The sequence below is a fragment of the Brevibacterium sp. CBA3109 genome (assembly GCF_040256645.1).
Taxonomy (GTDB): domain Bacteria; phylum Actinomycetota; class Actinomycetes; order Actinomycetales; family Brevibacteriaceae; genus Brevibacterium; species Brevibacterium koreense.
In genome coordinates, this window is record NZ_CP158281.1 from 1,034,107 (window position 1) to 1,052,289 (window position 18,183).

At 63.5% G+C, this 18,183-nt stretch carries 10 protein-coding genes; 7 read left to right on the plus strand and 3 right to left on the minus strand.

Annotated features, from left to right (window positions below):
• Positions 1 to 152: 152 nt before the first annotated feature.
• Both rpoB and AAFP32_RS04770 read left to right on the plus strand, forming a co-directional pair.
• A complete protein-coding gene (gene rpoB / locus AAFP32_RS04765; RefSeq protein WP_350270854.1) occupies positions 153 to 3,632 on the plus strand; it encodes a DNA-directed RNA polymerase subunit beta in 3,480 nt (1,159 codons plus the stop codon).
• 68 nt (positions 3,633 to 3,700) lie between these two features.
• The gene (locus AAFP32_RS04770) at positions 3,701 to 7,573 is read left to right on the plus strand and encodes a DNA-directed RNA polymerase subunit beta' (protein WP_101621013.1); all 3,873 of its coding nucleotides are present in this window, start codon (positions 3,701 to 3,703) and stop codon (positions 7,571 to 7,573) included.
• A gap of 124 nt (positions 7,574 to 7,697) precedes the next feature.
• Here AAFP32_RS04770 and AAFP32_RS04775 read toward each other — a convergent pair whose 3' ends face one another.
• Positions 7,698 to 8,723 carry a 6-phosphofructokinase gene (locus tag AAFP32_RS04775; protein WP_009883582.1) on the minus strand — a complete coding sequence of 342 codons (1,026 nt, stop codon included), beginning with the start codon at positions 8,721 to 8,723 and terminating at the stop codon, positions 7,698 to 7,700.
• Positions 8,720 to 9,406: a DUF1707 SHOCT-like domain-containing protein gene (locus AAFP32_RS04780; RefSeq protein WP_009883581.1), complete on the minus strand. Its 687-nt coding sequence runs from the start codon at positions 9,404 to 9,406 to the stop codon at positions 8,720 to 8,722. The genes AAFP32_RS04775 and AAFP32_RS04780 overlap by 4 nt, the downstream gene beginning before the upstream one ends.
• A gap of 139 nt (positions 9,407 to 9,545) precedes the next feature.
• On the opposite strand from AAFP32_RS04780, the gene AAFP32_RS04785 reads away from it, so the two are divergent.
• From AAFP32_RS04785 to AAFP32_RS04805, 5 genes are all read left to right on the plus strand, one after another.
• Positions 9,546 to 10,790, plus strand: coding sequence for a glycosyltransferase (locus AAFP32_RS04785; protein WP_350270855.1), 1,245 nt, complete (start codon positions 9,546 to 9,548; stop codon positions 10,788 to 10,790).
• On the plus strand, positions 10,783 to 12,879 hold the full coding sequence (locus tag AAFP32_RS04790) for an ArnT family glycosyltransferase (protein WP_350270856.1): 2,097 nt from the start codon (positions 10,783 to 10,785) through the stop codon (positions 12,877 to 12,879). Before AAFP32_RS04785 ends, AAFP32_RS04790 begins: the two co-directional genes overlap by 8 nt.
• Before the next feature lie 16 nt (positions 12,880 to 12,895).
• Complete coding sequence (locus AAFP32_RS04795) at positions 12,896 to 13,624, plus strand: response regulator transcription factor (protein ID WP_350270857.1); 729 nt, start codon at positions 12,896 to 12,898, stop codon at positions 13,622 to 13,624.
• Positions 13,621 to 15,204 (plus strand): sensor histidine kinase, encoded by a 1,584-nt coding sequence (locus tag AAFP32_RS04800; RefSeq protein ID WP_350270858.1) that lies wholly within the window; start codon positions 13,621 to 13,623, stop codon positions 15,202 to 15,204. Before AAFP32_RS04795 ends, AAFP32_RS04800 begins: the two co-directional genes overlap by 4 nt.
• Before the next feature lie 110 nt (positions 15,205 to 15,314).
• On the plus strand, positions 15,315 to 15,866 hold the full coding sequence (locus AAFP32_RS04805) for a hypothetical protein (protein ID WP_350270859.1): 552 nt from the start codon (positions 15,315 to 15,317) through the stop codon (positions 15,864 to 15,866).
• A gap of 112 nt (positions 15,867 to 15,978) precedes the next feature.
• Here AAFP32_RS04805 and katG read toward each other — a convergent pair whose 3' ends face one another.
• Positions 15,979 to 18,183: a catalase/peroxidase HPI gene (gene katG, locus AAFP32_RS04810; RefSeq protein ID WP_350270860.1), complete on the minus strand. Its 2,205-nt coding sequence runs from the start codon at positions 18,181 to 18,183 to the stop codon at positions 15,979 to 15,981.

Below are 18,183 nucleotides of genomic sequence, written 5' to 3' on the forward strand. Positions count from 1 at the left end.
TGGCGTGCCTTCATATAGCGGGGGGCACCTCATTTCCACTCAAGTGAACCACGTTGTCGCCCGGTGTCGAAGTCTGACACATCTGGGGTCGTCGATGTGACTTCGGGTGGAGGGTCAACCTATCAATTGGTGAAGCACTCGGAAGGATCCCATTGGCCGCCGCCAACGATAACACCAGGACCGCTAACGCCCCCAAGAGAATCTCCTTCGCGAAGATTCGCGAACCGCTCGAGGTTCCCGATCTGCTCGGTCTGCAGACGGATAGCTTCGATTGGCTCATCGGCTCAGAATCGTGGCAGGACCGCGTCGCCGAAGCCATCGAAATCGGAGACGATTCCGTCGCAACCACCTCGGGACTCGAAGACATCTTCGAAGAGATCTCACCGATCGAGGACTTCGGTGGATCGATGTCACTGTCGTTCCGGGAGCATCGGTTCGAAGCTGCCAAGTACTCCATTGATGAGTGCAAGGAACGCGACATGACCTATTCGGCACCACTGTATGTGACCGCCGAATTCATGAACAACAACACGGGCGAGATCAAGAGCCAGACGGTCTTCATGGGTGATTTCCCGCTGATGACCGACAAGGGCACGTTCATCGTCAACGGCACCGAACGCGTTGTCGTCTCGCAGCTCGTGCGTTCGCCCGGTGCCTACTTCGAGTCCAGCGTCGACAAGACCACTGACAAGGACATCTTCACCGCGAAGATCATCCCTTCCCGTGGTGCCTGGCTGGAGTTCGAGGTCGACAAGCGCGACCAGGTCGGCGTGCGTCTTGACCGCAAGCGCAAGCAGTCCGTGACTGTTCTGCTCAAGGCCCTCGGCTGGTCCGAAGCGAAGATCCTCGAGGAGTTCGGCGAGTTCGAGTCGATCCGCGAGACCATGGCCAAGGACACGGTCAACACGCAGGACGAAGCGCTGCTCGACATCTACAAGAAGCTGCGCCCGGCAGAGCCCGCGACCGCTGAAGCGGCACGCAACCTGCTCAACAACCTGTACTTCAACCCCAAGCGCTACGACCTGGCCAAGGTCGGCCGCTACAAGGTCAACCGCAAGCTGGGTGTCGACGCCCCGCTGAGCGACTCGGTCCTCTCGACCGATGACGTGGTTGCGACCATCCGCTACCTCGTGTCTCTGCACGCCGGGGTCGACACCTCCAAGGGTGTCCGTGACGGCGAGAACATCGAGCTCAACGTCAAGCTCGATGACATCGACCACTTCGGCAACCGTCGTATCCGTGCAGTCGGCGAACTCATCGAGAACCAGGTCCGCACCGGACTCTCTCGCATGGAGCGCGTCGTCCGTGAGCGCATGACGACCCAGGACGTTGAAGCGATCACGCCTCAGACCCTGATCAACATCCGCCCCGTGGTGGCTGCGATCAAGGAGTTCTTCGGCACCTCGCAGCTCTCGCAGTTCATGGATCAGAACAACCCGCTCGCGGGTCTGACTCACAAGCGCCGTCTGTCCGCTCTGGGGCCCGGTGGCCTCTCGCGTGACCGCGCCGCCATGGAGGTCCGTGACGTCCACCCGTCGCACTACGGACGCATGTGCCCGATCGAGACTCCCGAAGGCCCGAACATCGGTCTGATCGGTTCGCTGGCCTCCTACGCCCGCATCAACCCGTTCGGATTCATCGAGACGCCTTACCGCAAGGTCGTCGACGGTGTCGTCACCGATGACACCGAGTACCTGACTGCCGACGACGAGCTCGAGTTCAACATCGCGCAGGCCAATGCGCCGTTGACCGAAGAGCAGCGTTTCGCCGAGGTCGAAGTTCTCGCACGTCCTAAGGGCGGCGGAGGAGAAGCCGAACTGGTCCAGTACGACACGATTGACTTCATGGACGTCTCCGCACGTCAGATGGTGTCTGTTGCGTCCGCACTGATTCCGTTCCTCGAGCACGATGACGCGAACCGTGCCCTCATGGGTGCGAACATGCAGCGTCAGGCTGTGCCGCTGGTGATGTCGGAGTCCCCGGTTGTGGGTACCGGCATGGAATACCGTGCCGCTGTCGACGCCGGCGATGTCATCACTGCCGATCGCCCGGGCGTCGTCACAGAGGTGTCCGCCGACTTCGTCACCGTCCTCGCCGACGATGGCACGATGCAGACCTACCGCGCCTCGAAGTTCAAGCGTTCCAACCACGGAACCTCGTACAACCAGCGCATCATCGTCGACGAAGGCGATCGTGTCGAGCCGGGCACTGTCCTGGCGGACGGACCGTCCACTCAGAACGGTGAGATGGCTCTGGGCAAGAACCTTCTCGTGGCGTTCATGTCCTGGGAAGGCTACAACTTCGAGGATGCGATCATCCTCTCCCAGCGTCTCGTTCAGGACGATGTTCTGTCCTCGATCCACATCGAGGAGCACGAGGTCGATGCTCGCGACACCAAGCTCGGTGCCGAGGAGATCACCCGCGATATTCCGAACATCTCGCCGGATGCCCTGGCTGACCTCGACGACCGTGGAATCATCCGCATCGGCGCCGAAGTCACCGATGGCGACATCCTCGTCGGCAAGGTCACCCCGAAGGGTGAGACCGAGCTGACACCGGAAGAGCGCCTGCTGCGCGCGATCTTCGGTGAGAAGTCCCGTGAAGTCCGCGACACCTCACTGCGTGTGCCCCACGGCGAGATCGGCACCGTCATCGGTGTCCGCGTCTTCGACCGCGAGGAAGACGACGAGCTTTCGCCGGGCGTCAACCAGATGGTCCGCGTCTACGTCGCCCAGCGTCGTAAGATCACCATCGGTGACAAGATGGCCGGTCGTCACGGCAACAAGGGTGTCATCTCGACCATCCTGCCCGTTGAGGACATGCCGTTCATGGCCGACGGAACCCCCGTCGACATCATCCTCAACCCCCACGGTGTTCCTCGTCGTATGAACATCGGCCAGGTCTTCGAAGTCCACCTCGGGTGGATCTCGAAGCAGGGTTGGAAGATCGAAGGCAGCCCCGAATGGGCAGCCGACCTGCCAACTGCGGCACGCGAAGCCGAAGCCGGAACCAATCTGGCGACTCCAGTCTTCGACGGTGCACACGAGCAGGAGCTGCGTGGACTGCTGGACTCGACGACTACGAACCGCGATGGGGATCGACTCATCGATTCCTCGGGCAAGGCCCAGCTGTTCGACGGTCGCTCCGGTGAGCCGTTCCCGTACCCGATCGCTGTCGGTTACATGTACATGCTCAAGCTCCACCACCTCGTCGATGACAAGATCCATGCCCGTTCGACCGGTCCGTACTCGATGATCACCCAGCAGCCGCTCGGTGGTAAGGCACAGTTCGGCGGTCAGCGCTTCGGTGAGATGGAAGTGTGGGCCCTCGAGGCCTACGGTGCGGCGTACACGCTGCAGGAACTGCTGACGATCAAGTCCGATGACATCCCAGGCCGTGTGAAGGTCTACGAGGCCATCGTCAAGGGCGAGAACCTGCCCGATCCGGGAATCCCCGAGTCGTTCAAGGTCCTCATCAAGGAGATGCAGTCCCTGTGCCTCAACGTCGAAGTTCTGTCTTCGGACGGAGCCGAGGTCGAGATGCGTGACGGCGAGGACGAGGTCTACCGAGCAGCTGAAGAGCTCGGCATCGACCTGTCGCGCCGTGAAGCCCAGACCGTAGAAGAAGTCTGAGGACTTCCACTTCAACCGACACAACTTCGCGATGAACGAGACGTTCATCGCCAGGAAAGAGGATTTACGTGCCTGACGTCAATTTCTTTGATGAGCTACGTATCGGTCTTGCTACCGCGGAATCCATCCGCGGCTGGTCACACGGTGAGGTGAAAAAGCCTGAGACCATCAACTACCGCACACTCAAGCCCGAGAAGGACGGACTCTTCTGCGAGAAGATCTTCGGACCCACTCGCGACTGGGAGTGCGCCTGCGGCAAGTACAAGCGTGTCCGCTTCAAGGGCATCATCTGTGAGCGCTGCGGCGTCGAGGTGACCCGCGCCAAGGTCCGTCGTGAGCGCATGGGACACATTGAGCTGGCCGCACCGGTCACTCACATCTGGTACTTCAAGGGTGTTCCCTCGCGCTTGGGCTACCTGCTGGACTTGGCTCCGAAGGACCTCGAGAAGGTCATCTACTTCGCCGCCTACATGATCACCTCGGTGGATGAGGACTCCCGCCACCGGGATCTGCCCAGCCTGCAGAACAAGATCGACATTGAGAAGCAGCAGATCGGCACTCGCCGTGACGCTGACATCGACCGTCGTGCCAAGAAGCTCGAAGAGGACCTGGCAGCTCTCGAGGCCGACGGCGGCTCCGCCCCGGCCAAGAAGAAGCTGCGTGATGTCGCCGAGAAGGAAATGGAGAAGCTGCGCAAGAACGCCGACCGCGAGGTCGACCGTCTTGAGCAGGTGTGGGACCGGTTCAAGAGCCTTAAGGTCAACGACCTCGAAGGCGACGAGAGCCTGTACCGCGAGATGTTCCACCGTTTCGGTCTCTACTTCACCGGTGCCATGGGCGCCGAGGCGATTCAGAAGCGTCTCCTCGACTTCGACCTCGAGGCCGAATCAGACAAGCTGCGTGAACTGATCGCTACGGGCAAGGGCCAGCGCAAGACCCGCGCCCTGAAGCGTCTCAAGGTCGTCAACGCATTCCTGACCACTGACAACAACCCCGAGGGCATGGTCCTCGACGTTGTGCCGGTGGTGCCGCCTGAACTGCGCCCGATGGTGCAGCTCGATGGTGGACGTTTCGCAACGTCTGACCTCAACGACCTCTACCGTCGTGTGATCAACCGCAACAACCGCCTCAAGCGTCTGTTGGACCTCGGTGCTCCCGAGATCATCGTCAACAACGAGAAGCGGATGCTGCAGGAAGCCGTCGACTCACTGTTCGACAACGGTCGTCGCGGTCGTCCAGTGACCGGTCCGGGCAACCGTCCGTTGAAGTCACTGTCGGACATGCTCAAGGGCAAGCAGGGACGTTTCCGCCAGAACCTCCTGGGCAAGCGTGTGGACTACTCGGGCCGTTCGGTCATCGTGGTCGGTCCGCAGCTGCGCCTGCACCAGTGCGGTCTGCCCAAGACCATGGCTCTGGAATTGTTCAAGCCCTTCGTGATGAAGCGCCTGGTCGATCTCAACCATGCGCAGAACATCAAGTCGGCAAAGCGCATGGTCGAGCGTCAGCATCCACAGGTGTGGGATGTGCTCGAAGAGGTCATCACCGAACATCCGGTGCTGCTCAACCGTGCACCGACCCTGCACCGTCTGGGTATCCAGGCGTTCGAACCGCAGCTCATCGAGGGCAAGGCCATTCAGCTTCACCCACTCGTCTGCTCGGCATTCAACGCTGACTTCGACGGTGACCAGATGGCCGTTCACCTGCCGTTGAGCCCCGAGGCGCAGGCTGAGGCCCGCATTCTCATGCTCTCCGCCAACAACATTCTCAAGCCTTCGGACGGCAAGCCCGTGACCATGCCCTCACAGGACATGATCATCGGTCTGTACCACCTCACCTCCGAACGCAAGGGACTGGCCGGCGAAGGACGGTCCTTCTCCGGACTCGGCGAAGCCATCATGGCCTTCGATCGTGGAGAGCTGGACCTTGGTTCGCTGATCACGATCCGTCTTGAGAACGTCGTCCCCGGTGACGCTCTCGAGGTTCCTGAAGGTTGGGAAGCCGGCGATCCGCTGGACGTGCAGACCACTCTGGGTCGCGCGCAGTTCAATGATTACCTGCCTGCTGACTACTCGTTCGTGAACTCCACGATCGACAAGAAGGCACTCAGCCGCATCGTGAACTACCTGGCCGAGGAATACCCCAAGGTCGAGGTCGCACACACCCTGGACAACTTCAAGGCTGGCGGCTTCTACTGGGCGACCCGCTCGGGCATCACCATTTCGATGTCAGATGTGGTCTCACCCGAGGCCAAGACCGAGATCCTCGACAACGCCGAGGCCCTCGACACGAAGGTTCAGCAGCAGTATGAACTCGGTGCACTCACCGACGACGAACGCCGCAACGAGCTGGTCAAGCTGTGGACTGAGACGACCGAAAAGGTCGACCAGGTCATGCGGACGAACTTCCCAGAGGAGAACTCAGTTCTGCGTCTGGTGGAGTCCGGTGCATCAGGCAACTGGATGCAGGTCCGTCAGCTGGCCGGTATGCGTGGACTGGTGACGAACCCGAAGGGTGAGATCATCCCTCGTCCGATCGTTTCGAACTACCGTGAGGGACTGTCGGTGCTCGAGTACTTCATCGCCTCGCACGGTGCTCGTAAGGGTCTGGCCGATACTGCTCTGCGTACCGCTGACTCCGGTTACCTGACCCGTCGCCTCGTCGACGTGTCGCAGGACGTCATCGTCCGCACTGCTGAAGCCGATACGAACAAGGGCATCACCCTGCCTGCAGCCGAGCGCGACCACGAGGGCAACCTCGTACCGCACGAGTATGCAGAGACGAGCCTCTACGGCCGTCTCACGGTTTCAGACGTCTCCGACGCCGATGGCAATGTCATCGTGCCGGCGAAGACCGACGTCACCGCAGAGACGATCGATACGCTGGTCGCGGCAGGCATCGAGGAGCTCAAGGTGCACTCTGTGCTCACCGCTGACTCGGACACGCAGATCTCGGCCATGCACTACGGTCGTTCGATGGCCACCGGCAAGCTGGTCGACATCGGCGAGGCCATCGGCACCGTCGCTGCCCAGTCGATCGGTGAGCCGGGAACCCAGCTCACGATGCGTACCTTCCACACCGGTGGTGCGGCCGCGTCCACGGGTGACATCACCCAGGGTCTGCCGCGTGTGACCGAGCTCTTCGAAGCTCGCACACCGAAGGGCTTCGCTCCCATCGCCGAGGCGACCGGACGTGCCAAGGTCGATGACAGCCGCAAAACCCGCTTCGTCGTCATCACACCCGATGACGGGGGCGAAGAGATCGAGCACGCAGTCTCCAAGCGTGCCCGACTGCTCGTCGAGGACGGACAGAACGTCAAGGCCGGCGAACAGCTGGTCATCGGTGCTGTCGATCCGAAGCAGGTGCTGCGCATCCGCGGTCGTCGTGAGGCCGAGCGCTTCCTCGTTGAGCAGGTGCAGAAGGTGTATCGCTCGCAGGGCGTGGGCATCCACGACAAGCACATCGAGGTCATCGTGCGTCAGATGCTGCGTCGCGTGACCGTGATCGAGTCGGGCGATACGAACCTGTTGCCCGGCGAGCTGGTCGACCGTGGTCGTTACCAGGGCGAGAACCGCCGCGTGGTCGCCGAAGGTGGCCAGCCGGCATCGGCTCGTGACGAGCTCATGGGCATCACGAAGGCCTCTCTGGCCACCGATTCGTGGTTGTCCGCCGCGTCCTTCCAGGAGACGACACGCGTCCTCACCGAGGCCGCTATGGAAGGCAAGTCGGACACCCTGCTGGGTCTCAAGGAGAACGTCATCCTCGGTAAGCTCATCCCTGCGGGCACCGGCCTGCAGACACACCGCGATATCGTGGTGGAGCCGACCGAAGAGGCGAAGGCCGAAATGTTCACGAACAGCTACGGTGACTTCTATGCAGGTATCGGCTCCGATTCCGGATCCGCCATCCCGCTGGAGGACTACGACTACGGCGCTTTCAGCTGAAGCGCCTCATCTGAGTCGCGTTCCTGTCGCTGAGTCTCCGGACTGAGCCGACAGGCACAGCAAGAGGGGCACCCACCAACTGGTGGGTGCCCCTCTTCGCTTATTCACACGGAGCCTGCGTCCGCTAGCCGAAGAGGACCTGAGCCTCTTCCCAGCGCTGGAGCGGAACTGATTTGAGGCGATCGACGGCCGAGGCCATGTCGACCGAGACGATGTCGGTGCCCTTGAGACTGGCCATCTTGCCCCAGTCGCCGTTGTGCGCGAGATCTGCCGCAGCCATCCCCAGGCGCGTGGACAGGACCCGGTCATAGGCCGTGGGGGAGCCGCCTCGCTGCAGGTGTCCGAGGATGGTGGCACGGGATTCGATTCCCGTGATCTCCTCGATCTTTGGCGCCAGGAAGTCCGCAATACCGCCGAGGCGGGTCCGGCCCTTGTTGTCGACACCGCGGTCGGCGACCTGTTCGTCGAGACCCTCGGGAATGAAGCCTTCGGCCACGACGACAATCGGGGCACGACCACGGTCCCTGGCCGAGGTCACCCACTCTTCGATCTGGTCGAAGGAGACGGGAAACTCGGGCATGAGGATCGCGTGGGCGCCACCGGCCATTCCCGCATGCAGTGCGATCCACCCGACGTTGCGGCCCATGACCTCGATGACCATGCACCGGTGGTGGGACTCCGCCGTTGTGCGGAGCCGGTCGATGGACTCGGTCGCGATGGCATGGGCCGAGTCGAAGCCGAAGGTGTAGTCGGTGCCGCTGAGATCGTTGTCGATGGTCTTCGGGACGCCGATGATGTTCAGACCCTCTTCGTGCACGAGTCGGGCGGCACCGGCCAGAGTTCCCTCGCCGCCGATCGCAACGATCGCGTCGATGCCGTGGGCGCTCATCACCTCACGCATCCGCTCCGGCCCGCCGCCCTCATAGGGGTGGGTGCGCGAAGTGCCGAGGATGGTGCCGCCGCGGCCGGAGAGTCCACGAACGTCGAGCATCGACATGTCGAACACATCGTCTTCGAGCAGGCCGCGCCACCCGTCGCGGATTCCGACGAACGTATCCTCGTGGGAGCGAATGCCCTTGCGGACGATTCCGCGGATGACCGCGTTGAGTCCGGGGCAGTCACCGCCGGAGGTCAGTACACCTATCTTCATTCCAATTGCCCCTGATCCTTTGCTCGGTAACCTTTGGCCAAATGCACGTCATGACCAGCCATGAAGGACACGCCCTTGAGGACGAGGGTCCCGTTCGAACCGTCTCCTTTGGCGGAGCCGCGGATCTCATTGCCGGCCATGATGTTGATCGTGTCGTCGCGGACACGCACACCCGGGGGAACGTAGATGTCGTGGCCGGCCATCATCGAATACGAGGTCAGTGACACTGTGACTCCCGGTCCCATCACGTCGCACAGGTCGATGTTGTCGCCGCCCATGAGCGAGTAGGTCGTCACCTCGGCCGTGCCGGCGGGCACATCGAGTTCGCGCCCCGACATGATGGCCACCGAGTTCATCGGCTTCGCTGAGCCCGGTTCGGCCATAGGAGCCAGTGAGGCGGGTCCGGCGCTGCGGGCCAGTGATGTCCCCGCTGTCGTTCCACCACCGGTCTGGCGCTGCAGGGTGCGGTAGAGCTCGTGTCCTTCGGGCAGATCGACGATGAGCGGCAGCAGCTCGTCTAGGTACTTCGCAGAAATCGCCTCATCCTGACGTTCGGCGGTCTCCTCCGGGTCGAGCCGACCGTTGCTGACAGCGTCGGTGATGACTCCGAGAACGGCGTCGCGGTCCTTGTCAGAAGCTCGAATGCGGGGCGCGGGCGAGTGCGGGGGATCTTCTTTGGCCATGACGCCCAGTGTAGCTGGGACCACACTTCGGCAGGAGCGATAAAGGCTATGCGACAGCGATAGGGACTCTCCGATTCCCACAGGCTGGCCACAGCTTCGACCAATGCTGGGCCTAAGACCGAGCGGAACTGTTGTCCTCATGAGACAGCACAGCATCCCTTGGGACCAGGCAGGTCCCCACGCCCACCCGTTCACCGCGACTCACGACGCCCCAACGTCCACGAACGTCGATCTCGTCGTTCCCGTCTACAACGAGGAGGCCAGCCTGGCGACATCCGTCGCAACGCTTCTGAGGGCCACGAGCGAAGGGGACAGCCACGTCACGATCATCATCGCTGACAATGCCAGCACCGACTCCACCCCCACCATCGCCGAGGCGCTCGCTGAGAAGCATCCCGACGTGCGGTATGTGCGCCTGGAGCAGAAGGGCCGCGGCCGCGCCCTGTCGAAGGTGTGGTCGGCCTCTGACGCTGACGTCGTGGCATACACCGATGTGGATCTGGCCACCGACATTCGCGCGCTGGATCCGATGGTCGAGGTCATCCGGTCCGGTATCGCCGATGTCGCCATCGCCAGTCGGCTGCTGCCGGGCCTCGACATCAGCCGCGGGGTGAAACGAGAGGTCATCTCACGCTGCTACAACCGCCTCCTGAGATTCAGCCTGGGAGTCGGCTACAGCGACGCTCAGTGTGGGTTCAAAGCGATGTCCGCGGAGGCCGCGAAGAAGCTGCTGCCGCTGGTCGAAGACACGGCATGGTTCTTCGACACCGAACTGCTCACCAGAGCCGAATGGGCCGGGCTGCGCATCCACGAATTCGGCACAGACTGGGTCGATGACCCCGATTCCTCGGTCGACGTCCTCGCCACCGCATGGGCCGATGTGAAGGGCATTCACCGGCTGCGGAGAGCGACCCGCCGTTCCGGGGGACAAACGCTGGGCATCGACGACGTTCCCGCTCCGAACACCGGAGCCCAGATCCTGCACTTCATCGATGTCGGCATCGTCAGCACCCTGCTGTATGCGGTCCTCTTCCTCTTCGGAGTGCAGATGTTCTCACCCGCTGTGGCCAACCTCGGCGCGCTTCTCATCTCAACTGTGGCCAATACCGGCCTCAACCGGCGACATACCTTCGGAGTCCGCTCGCCCCACCATGGTCTCGCGGCTCAGATCAAGGGTTTGGCGTCGTTCGCGCTGTGTCTCGGGTTCACCTCGGCGGGGCTGGCCATTTCTGCGAACTTCACCGGGCCCTTGGCGTCGGTCGGGACTCTGGCGGTGCTGACGTCGGCGAATCTGTTGGCCACGATCGTGCGCTTCGTGCTGCTGCGGACCTGGGTGTTCGCCATCGGCGCACACCATAACTCGAGGAGTGCACACCATGGATGAGAACCCTTCTGCGAACACCGGGGACAGGCAGCTGCGCCGGTTCTGGTACCCGGCGGCCCTGACCCTGCTGACCTTGGTCACGATTGCGGGGTTCCTCACCAATCTCAGCGCCAACGGGTGGGCGAATTCCTTCTATGCGGCTGCCGTGCAGGCAGGATCACAGAACTGGGAGGCCTTCCTCTTCGGCTCCCTGGACTCCGCGAACGCCATCACCGTCGACAAGCCTCCGGCGTCCCTGTGGGTGATGGCGCTGAGCGCGCGCGTCTTCGGGTTCTCCTCGTTCTCGATGCTCCTGCCGCAGGTGCTGCTGGCCGGAGCGAGTGTGCTGCTGGTGGCCCATTCGACGAGGTTGGCCCTGCACGGACACACGAGTGCCACACTCGAGCGGCTCGCCGCGCTGGGCGCAGGCCTCGTGCTCGCGCTCTCACCGATCACGGCGCTGATGTTTCGGTTCAACAACCCGGACGCTCTCCTGTTCACCCTCATGGCGGCAGCTGTCGTGGCGACCCAGCATGGGCTGAAAGCCGTGGGCAGCACACCTAGGACTGCGACGCGTGATGCCATTCTGTGGCTTGGCTTCGCCGGCATCTGCCTCGGCTTCGGCTTCCTCACCAAACAGTTCCAAGTGCTGCTCATCGTGCCGGGACTGGCCGTGGCCTGGGTGCTCTTCGCCCGCCGTTCATGGCTGCACCGGTGCCTTCTGCTCCTGGTTCCGATCGCATCAATGGTCATCAGCGCCGGCTGGTGGATCGCCCTCGTCGAGCTCACTCCCGCAGCCGATCGACCCTATGTGGGTGGATCACAGAACAATTCCTTCCTCGAACTGACCTTCGGCTACAACGGCTTCGGAAGGCTGACGGGCAACGAGGCCGGTTCCGTCGGAGGTGGTGGAGGCGGCCAGGGCGGTGGCGGTTGGGGAGAGACCGGCATCGCCCGACTGCTCACCGGCAGCTTCGGCGCCCAGATCGCCTGGCTCCTGCCGACCGCTCTGCTCCTGCTCGCCGTGATCGTCGTTCTTCTCATCCGCGCCGAGGTGGCCCGACGTCGCCGTGACCGCAGCACAAACCTGCCGGTTGCGCGGACATCGGGCAGTCTGGAGGCTGCCGTGATGATGTGGGGCGCATGGCTGGTGGTGACATGGCTGGTGCTCAGCAACATGAACGGCATCGTCCACGAGTACTACACGGTGGCTCTGGTGCCGGCGATCGCTGTGATCCTCGCCCTCGGAGTCGCGCTGCTTCTCACCCGGGCAAGCTACGGCGCCGTGCTCCTGCTGGCCCTGGCCTGGGCACTGACAGGGGCGTGGCAGTTCATCCTCACGGCCTCGATGAGCGGAATCCCCGGCTGGCTGCGCTGGGGCGTGCTCATGGTCTCCATCCTGGGCGCACTGTTCCTGATCGGCACCGGCCTCAGGTTCCGAGCGGGCCGAGACAGCCTCAGGCGGAACCGCGCTCTGATGTCGGCAGTGGCATCGGTGGCCCTCATCGCCAGCCTGGTGATCCCAACGCAGCTGAGTGTGCGCACGATCGCAGCCTCGACCGAAGGGTCGATCGTCACGATCGCCGGAACGAACTCGGGCATGGGCGGCCCGGGTGGCGGAGGCGGAGGCCCTGCGGGTGGGGGCGGAAGCCCTGCCGGTGGGGGCGGTCCCGCAGGCGACGACGGTGGCCGTGACGGCGAGGATGGTGGCGTCGGAGGCGGCGGGATGGGCGGTCTGCTCAGCGGAGCCACCCCCTCAGACGAACTCACCGAACTCCTCGGCGAGGACGCGTCCGACTTCACGTGGGCGGCGGCAGCGACCGGCGCCAACCAGGCCGCCGGCTACCAGCTGGCTGTGGAGGAACCCGTGATGGTCATCGGAGGATTCAACGGCACCGATCCCTCGCCGACTCTCTCAGAATTCAAGCAGCTTGTCGCCGAGGGGCAGATCCACTGGTACATCGGCTCCGGATCGGACGGTCAGAGCGGAGGACCCGGCGGAGGCGGGGACGGGTCATCCACCTCGGCGGAGATCTCCGCATGGGTAGAGGCGAATTTCGAGGCAACGACCGTCGATTCCGTTTCGCTCTACGATCTGAGCGCCGGATGAGGGGGATAATCGAATCATGAACGCGACTCTCACAGGCGCCGACGCAGCACCGGCACGTGTGCTCATCGTCGATGACGAAGCCAACCTGGCCGAGCTCCTGGTCATGGCCTGCCAGGTCAAAGGCTGGGAGGCCGTGAGCGTGGGCACCGGCAGGGATGCGGTGGCGCGGGCCAGGAATGAGCATTTCGATGCGATCGTCCTTGACGTCATGCTGCCTGATCTCGACGGGTTCGCCGTCATCGAGAAGGTGCGCGGCGAGGGCATCGACACTCCCGTGGTGTTCCTCTCCGCTCGCGACGAGGTCGATGACCGGCTCACCGGGCTGCGCCTGGGCGGGGATGACTATGTGACGAAGCCATTCAACCTCGACGAGGTCATCGCCCGGGTCGAAGCCAGGCTCCGGCGCAGCGCACCGGTTATCCCCAGCGGTGATGAAGATCTGCTGCGGGTGGGCGACCTGGAGCTCGATGCCCGCTCACACGAGGTGAGCAGGGCCGGTCACCCGATCGATCTCACGGCACGGGAGTTCGAGGTGCTGCTGCTGTTCATGCGCAACCCGCGGGCCGTGCTGTCGAAGGCGCAGATCCTCGACCGCGTGTGGGACTACGACTTCGGCGGCAACGGCAACATCGTGGAGTTGTACGTGTCGTATCTGCGGAGGAAGATCGACGCACCGTTCGAGGATCTGCCGAACCTCTTCCACACCAAGCGCGGAGCGGGCTACATCCTTCGGGCCGATCAGTGAAGGCCATTCCTCCTGTGCGCCGGTGGCGGTTGCAGACACGGCTGATCGTCCTCGCCAGCCTCGTCCTGATCCTGGTGGGAGCCGGGATCGGGGCCGCCTCATGGTGGAGCGTGCGGACCTCCCTGATGTCTGATCTCGACAGTCAGTTGGCCGGGATGACCCATCATGCCCGAGTCGATCCCGGGCCCGGACAGAAACCGGGGAACCCTCCAGCCTCGGATGAGACTGATTCCTCCACCTCTGTTGACCAGGCATTGCGCTACCTCTTCCAACCGGGAGTCGGCGACGGTGCTCTCGTGGTCGTCGGCACCGATGACTCTGCCGAAGGCCTGATCGCCGAGGCGGGGCGCGAGCAGCCGCAGACGCTTCCCACAGATGCGGTGGATGCTCTCCTCAACGTCGACGCAGCCACCGGTGGTGAGGAGCCGGACGGGGATCGCAGCGGTGAAGCGGCTGGTCCGGGGGAGGGCGGCGCATCCACGGGGCATCGTTCTGTCGACGTTCCCGGCTTCGGCACCTATCGTGTCGCGGCCTTTGACGACGAAGGAACGACGACTGTCTACGGGGTGCCGCAGAACAGCGTCGATTCGGCGCTTGAAAGAACGGCTTACACTACGGCACTCGCGGTGCTCATCGGCGTGCTCGCCACGGCACTGCTCATGGCCGTCATCATCCACAGGCAGCTGCGCGATCTCAGAGATGTTGCACGCACAGCCAGAGAAGTGACCGACCTCGAGCTGGGGGAGGGGGAGCCCGAACTGGCGCTGCGAGTGCCCTCAGAACTCGCGGTGCCCGGCACCGAGGTCGGTGACGTCGGCGCGTCGGTGAATCGGATGCTCGACCACGTCGGCTCCGCTCTTGACGAACGATATCGCGGGACAGAGCAGATGAGAAGATTCGTCGCTGACGCCTCACACGAGCTGCGGACCCCGATCGCCACGATCAGAGGATGGGCAGACCTCACCCGGCCGTATCGGGACGAGCTTCCTGTCCAGGTGCAGACATCGCTGGGCAGGATCGACTCGGGGGCGATGAGGATGTCCTCGCTCGTCGATGACCTGCTCCTCCTCGCCAGATTGGAAGCCGGCCGACAGCCGACCAAGGAAGACACCGTGGATGTGTCTGCACTGCTTTTGGAACTCGTCGAAGATGCGCACGTGCTCAGCCCGGACCATGAGATCCACCTGGATCTGCCCCCGGATGCCTTGGAGATCCGCGGCGCCGCCGATCAGGTGCGCCAGGCGGTCGCAGTCATACTCACCAATGCGTGCGTGCACACGCCAACGGGCACGCGAGTCCACGTTGAGGCCGAACACATTGAGGAGGCTGGGGCCCAGCAGATGGTGGCCGTTCGCATCAGCGATGACGGGCCGGGTATCCCCGAAGACATTCGCGACACAGTCTTCGACAGGTTTGTTCGCGGTGACGCGGCACGAACCAGAACTGAGGGAGTGCGCGGAGGCTCATCTGGTCTGGGTCTGTCCATCGCAGCCGGACTCGTCGAACTCATGCACGGCGAGGTGTCGATGACGACCTCGGAGGGCGGCACCGTGTTCGAACTCCGGTTCCGAGCTGCCTGAGGGTCTCTGGTCGCACCCGCGCTCAACTGCACAGGCTGGACACAGCCTCGACTGGGATTGGCGACAGCACGGCACACGACAGTGGAATCACTGACAACCAAGGAGACTTCATGACTGAGAACCAGAATCAGAACCCTGCCGACGCTGCCGCCCGATCCGACATATCCGCCCAGCCCAGCCCTGCTGGCACCATGGATTCGAACGATCGGAAGAAGAAGCGGCGCGTTCCGCTGATCCCCGCCATCCTTGCAGGTGCGGCCCTGTTCATCGTCGGTGGACTCGCCGGAGGAGCGGTGGGCGCCTCGACAGTGCTGATGTCGAATGACAGCGGCACAAGCCAGGGTACGGGTGGTCCTGGCGGCCAGCCGGGAGGCGGTCAGCAGGGTGGCGGCCAACAAGGTGGTGCAGGACCAGGCGGAGGAATGGCGCCGGGCGGCCAAGCCGGAGATGGACAGGGTTCGAACAGCCAAGACTCGAACGGCCAGGACTCGGATGGCCAAGACTCGAACAATCAAGGTTCGGACGGACAGTCGTCCCAAAATTCGGATGACCAGACGGCCGATGACACCTCGGCGGTGGACGACAGTAGCGAAGAGAACGTTGCCCTGACGGGGCTGAGCTCGGTGTCGCAGGAAGCGGCGGTCCTCAACCGAGAGCCCTGATTCTCTCTGCCGCGACGGAGTCCTATTCTGTTTCGGAAACAACTGTGCCCCCACCGATTGCGGTGGGGGCACAGTCATGAGCGCTCAGAACACTCTGCGGAGGAGGCCTCCGTCAGCGGTGCAGATCGAAACGGTCTGCCTCGACGAGCTTGCTCCAGGCCTTGACGAAGTCGTTGACGAACTTCTCCTTGGCATCATCGGAGGCGTAGACCTCGGCGAGGGCACGCAGCTCTGAGTTGGCGCCGAAGAGCAGGTCGATGCGGCTTCCGGTCCACAGCTTCTCTCCCCCGGGGGAGAAGCACTCGTAGACGTTGGCGGACTCGGACGGGCCGACCGGCTTCCAGACATTGCCGAGCTCGAGCAGATTGACGAAGAAGTCGTTCGTCAGCTCGCCCGGGCGATCGGTGAACACACCGAGCTCGGAGTCTTCGTAGTTCGCGCCGAGGACGCGCAGTCCGCCGATGAGCACGGTCAGCTCCGACGGGGTCAGGCCGAGGAGGCTGGCCCTGTCGAGGAGAAGATGCTCGGCCGAGAGCGGAAGGCCCTCTGTCAGGTAGTTGCGGAATCCGTCGTGAGTCGGCTCCAGGAAGGAGAACGAGTTGACGTCGGTCTGCTCCTGGGTGGCGTCTCCGCGGCCCGTGGTCACCGGGACGCTGACATCATGACCAGCTGCCTTCGCTGCGGTCTCGATGCCGACGGCACCGGCGATAGCCAGAACATCGGCGAAGGAGGCGCCGTTGTCGGCTGCGATGCCCTCGAGGACGCTGACGACCTGTTCCAGCTTCGCCGGCTCGTTGACGTCCCAGCTCTTCTGCGGCTCGAGGCGCAGACGTCCGCCGTTGACGCCGCCGCGGAAGTCCGAGCGGCGGTGCGTGGACGCTGCGGCCCAAGTGGTGGACACCAGCTGGGAGACGGTCAGGCCTGAGTTGCGAATGGCGGCCTTGACTGCCTCGAGGCCAGCCTCATCAAGCGGGGTGCCTTCTGGGACCGGGTCCTGCCAGATCAGCTCTTCGCTGGGCACCTCGGGTCCGAGGTAACGGGTGGCCGGGCCCATGTCACGGTGAGTGAGCTTGAACCAGGCACGAGCGAAGGCATCTTCGAACGCCTTCTGATCGTCCTTGAAGCGACGCGAGATCTTCTCGTAGATGGGATCGAAGCGCAGAGACAGGTCGGTCGTGAGCATGCGGGGCTCACGACGGCCGTCGCCCTGTGCCATCGGCACCATGTCATCGCCGCCGCCGTCGACCGGACGCCACTGCAGGTGTCCGCCTTCGTTTTCGAAGACTTCCCATTCATAGGCGAAGAGGATGTGGAAGAACTCGTTGTCCCAGCGGGTCGGGTGATAGGTCCAGGTGACCTCGATGCCGCTGCCGACGGTGTCGTTGCCCTGTCCGGTGCCGAAATCGGACTTCCAGCCCAGTCCCTGCTCTTCGATCGGTGCCGCTTCGGGGTCGCCGCCCTTGTGTGACTCCGGGGCTGCGCCGTGGGTCTTGCCGAACGTGTGACCGCCGGCGATGAGGGCGACTGTCTCCTCATCGTCCATGGCCATGCGAGCGAAGGTTTCGCGGATGTCGAGCGCGGCGGCCAGCGGATCGGGCTTGCCTTCCGGGCCTTCCGGGTTGACGTAGATGAGACCCATGGTGGTTGCGGCCAGGGGCTTCTGCAGTTCGCGGTTGCCCACATAGCGCTTATCGGTGCCCAGCCATTCGGTCTCTGAGCCCCAGTAGACGTCGTTGTCGGGCTCCCACACGTCCTTACGTCCGCCTGCGTAGCCGAAGGTCTTGAAGCCCATCGACTCCAGTCCGACGTTGCCGGCGAGGATGAACAGGTCGGCCCAGGAGATCTTTTTGCCGTACTTCTTCTTGACCGGCCAGAGCAGGCGACGAGCTTTGTCGAGACCCACGTTGTCTGGCCAGGAGTTGAGTGGGGCGAAGCGCTGCTGTCCCTCGCCGCCACCGCCGCGTCCGTCCTGGACACGGTAGGTGCCGGCTGAGTGCCAGGCCATGCGGATCATGAATGGGCCGTAGTGCCCGAAGTCGGCAGACCACCAGTCGGCGTTCGTCTTCTGGAGCTCTTCGATATCGGCCTTGAGCGCGAAGTAGTCGAGGCTGGCGAATTCGGCATCGTAGTCGAAGCCCTCGTCCATGGGGTCGCGTGCAGGCTGGTTCTTGGCCAAGATCTTGAGATTGAGACGGTTGGGCCACCAGTGCGAGTTCGCGTCGCCCTGGCTGGGAGCGGCCAGCGACTCGGCCTCAGGCGCAGGCGTCCCCGAGGTGGTGTGTGCGACTGGGCAGCCGCCTGTGGAGCTTTCGGTCAT

What these genes read in the sequence shown, in the direction of transcription:
- AAFP32_RS04775 (WP_009883582.1), bottom strand. Translation starts at nt 8,723, where the DNA reads ATGAAGATAGGTGTACTGACCTCCGGCGGTGACTGCCCCGGACTCAAC.
- AAFP32_RS04785 (WP_350270855.1), top strand. Translation starts at nt 9,546, where the DNA reads ATGAGACAGCACAGCATCCCTTGGGACCAGGCAGGTCCCCACGCCCAC.
- AAFP32_RS04805 (WP_350270859.1), top strand. Translation starts at nt 15,315, where the DNA reads ATGACTGAGAACCAGAATCAGAACCCTGCCGACGCTGCCGCCCGATCC.
- AAFP32_RS04790 (WP_350270856.1), top strand. Translation starts at nt 10,783, where the DNA reads ATGGATGAGAACCCTTCTGCGAACACCGGGGACAGGCAGCTGCGCCGG.
- AAFP32_RS04780 (WP_009883581.1), bottom strand. Translation starts at nt 9,406, where the DNA reads ATGGCCAAAGAAGATCCCCCGCACTCGCCCGCGCCCCGCATTCGAGCT.
- AAFP32_RS04795 (WP_350270857.1), top strand. Translation starts at nt 12,896, where the DNA reads ATGAACGCGACTCTCACAGGCGCCGACGCAGCACCGGCACGTGTGCTC.
- katG (WP_350270860.1), bottom strand. Translation starts at nt 18,183, where the DNA reads ATGACCGAAAGCTCCACAGGCGGCTGCCCAGTCGCACACACCACCTCG.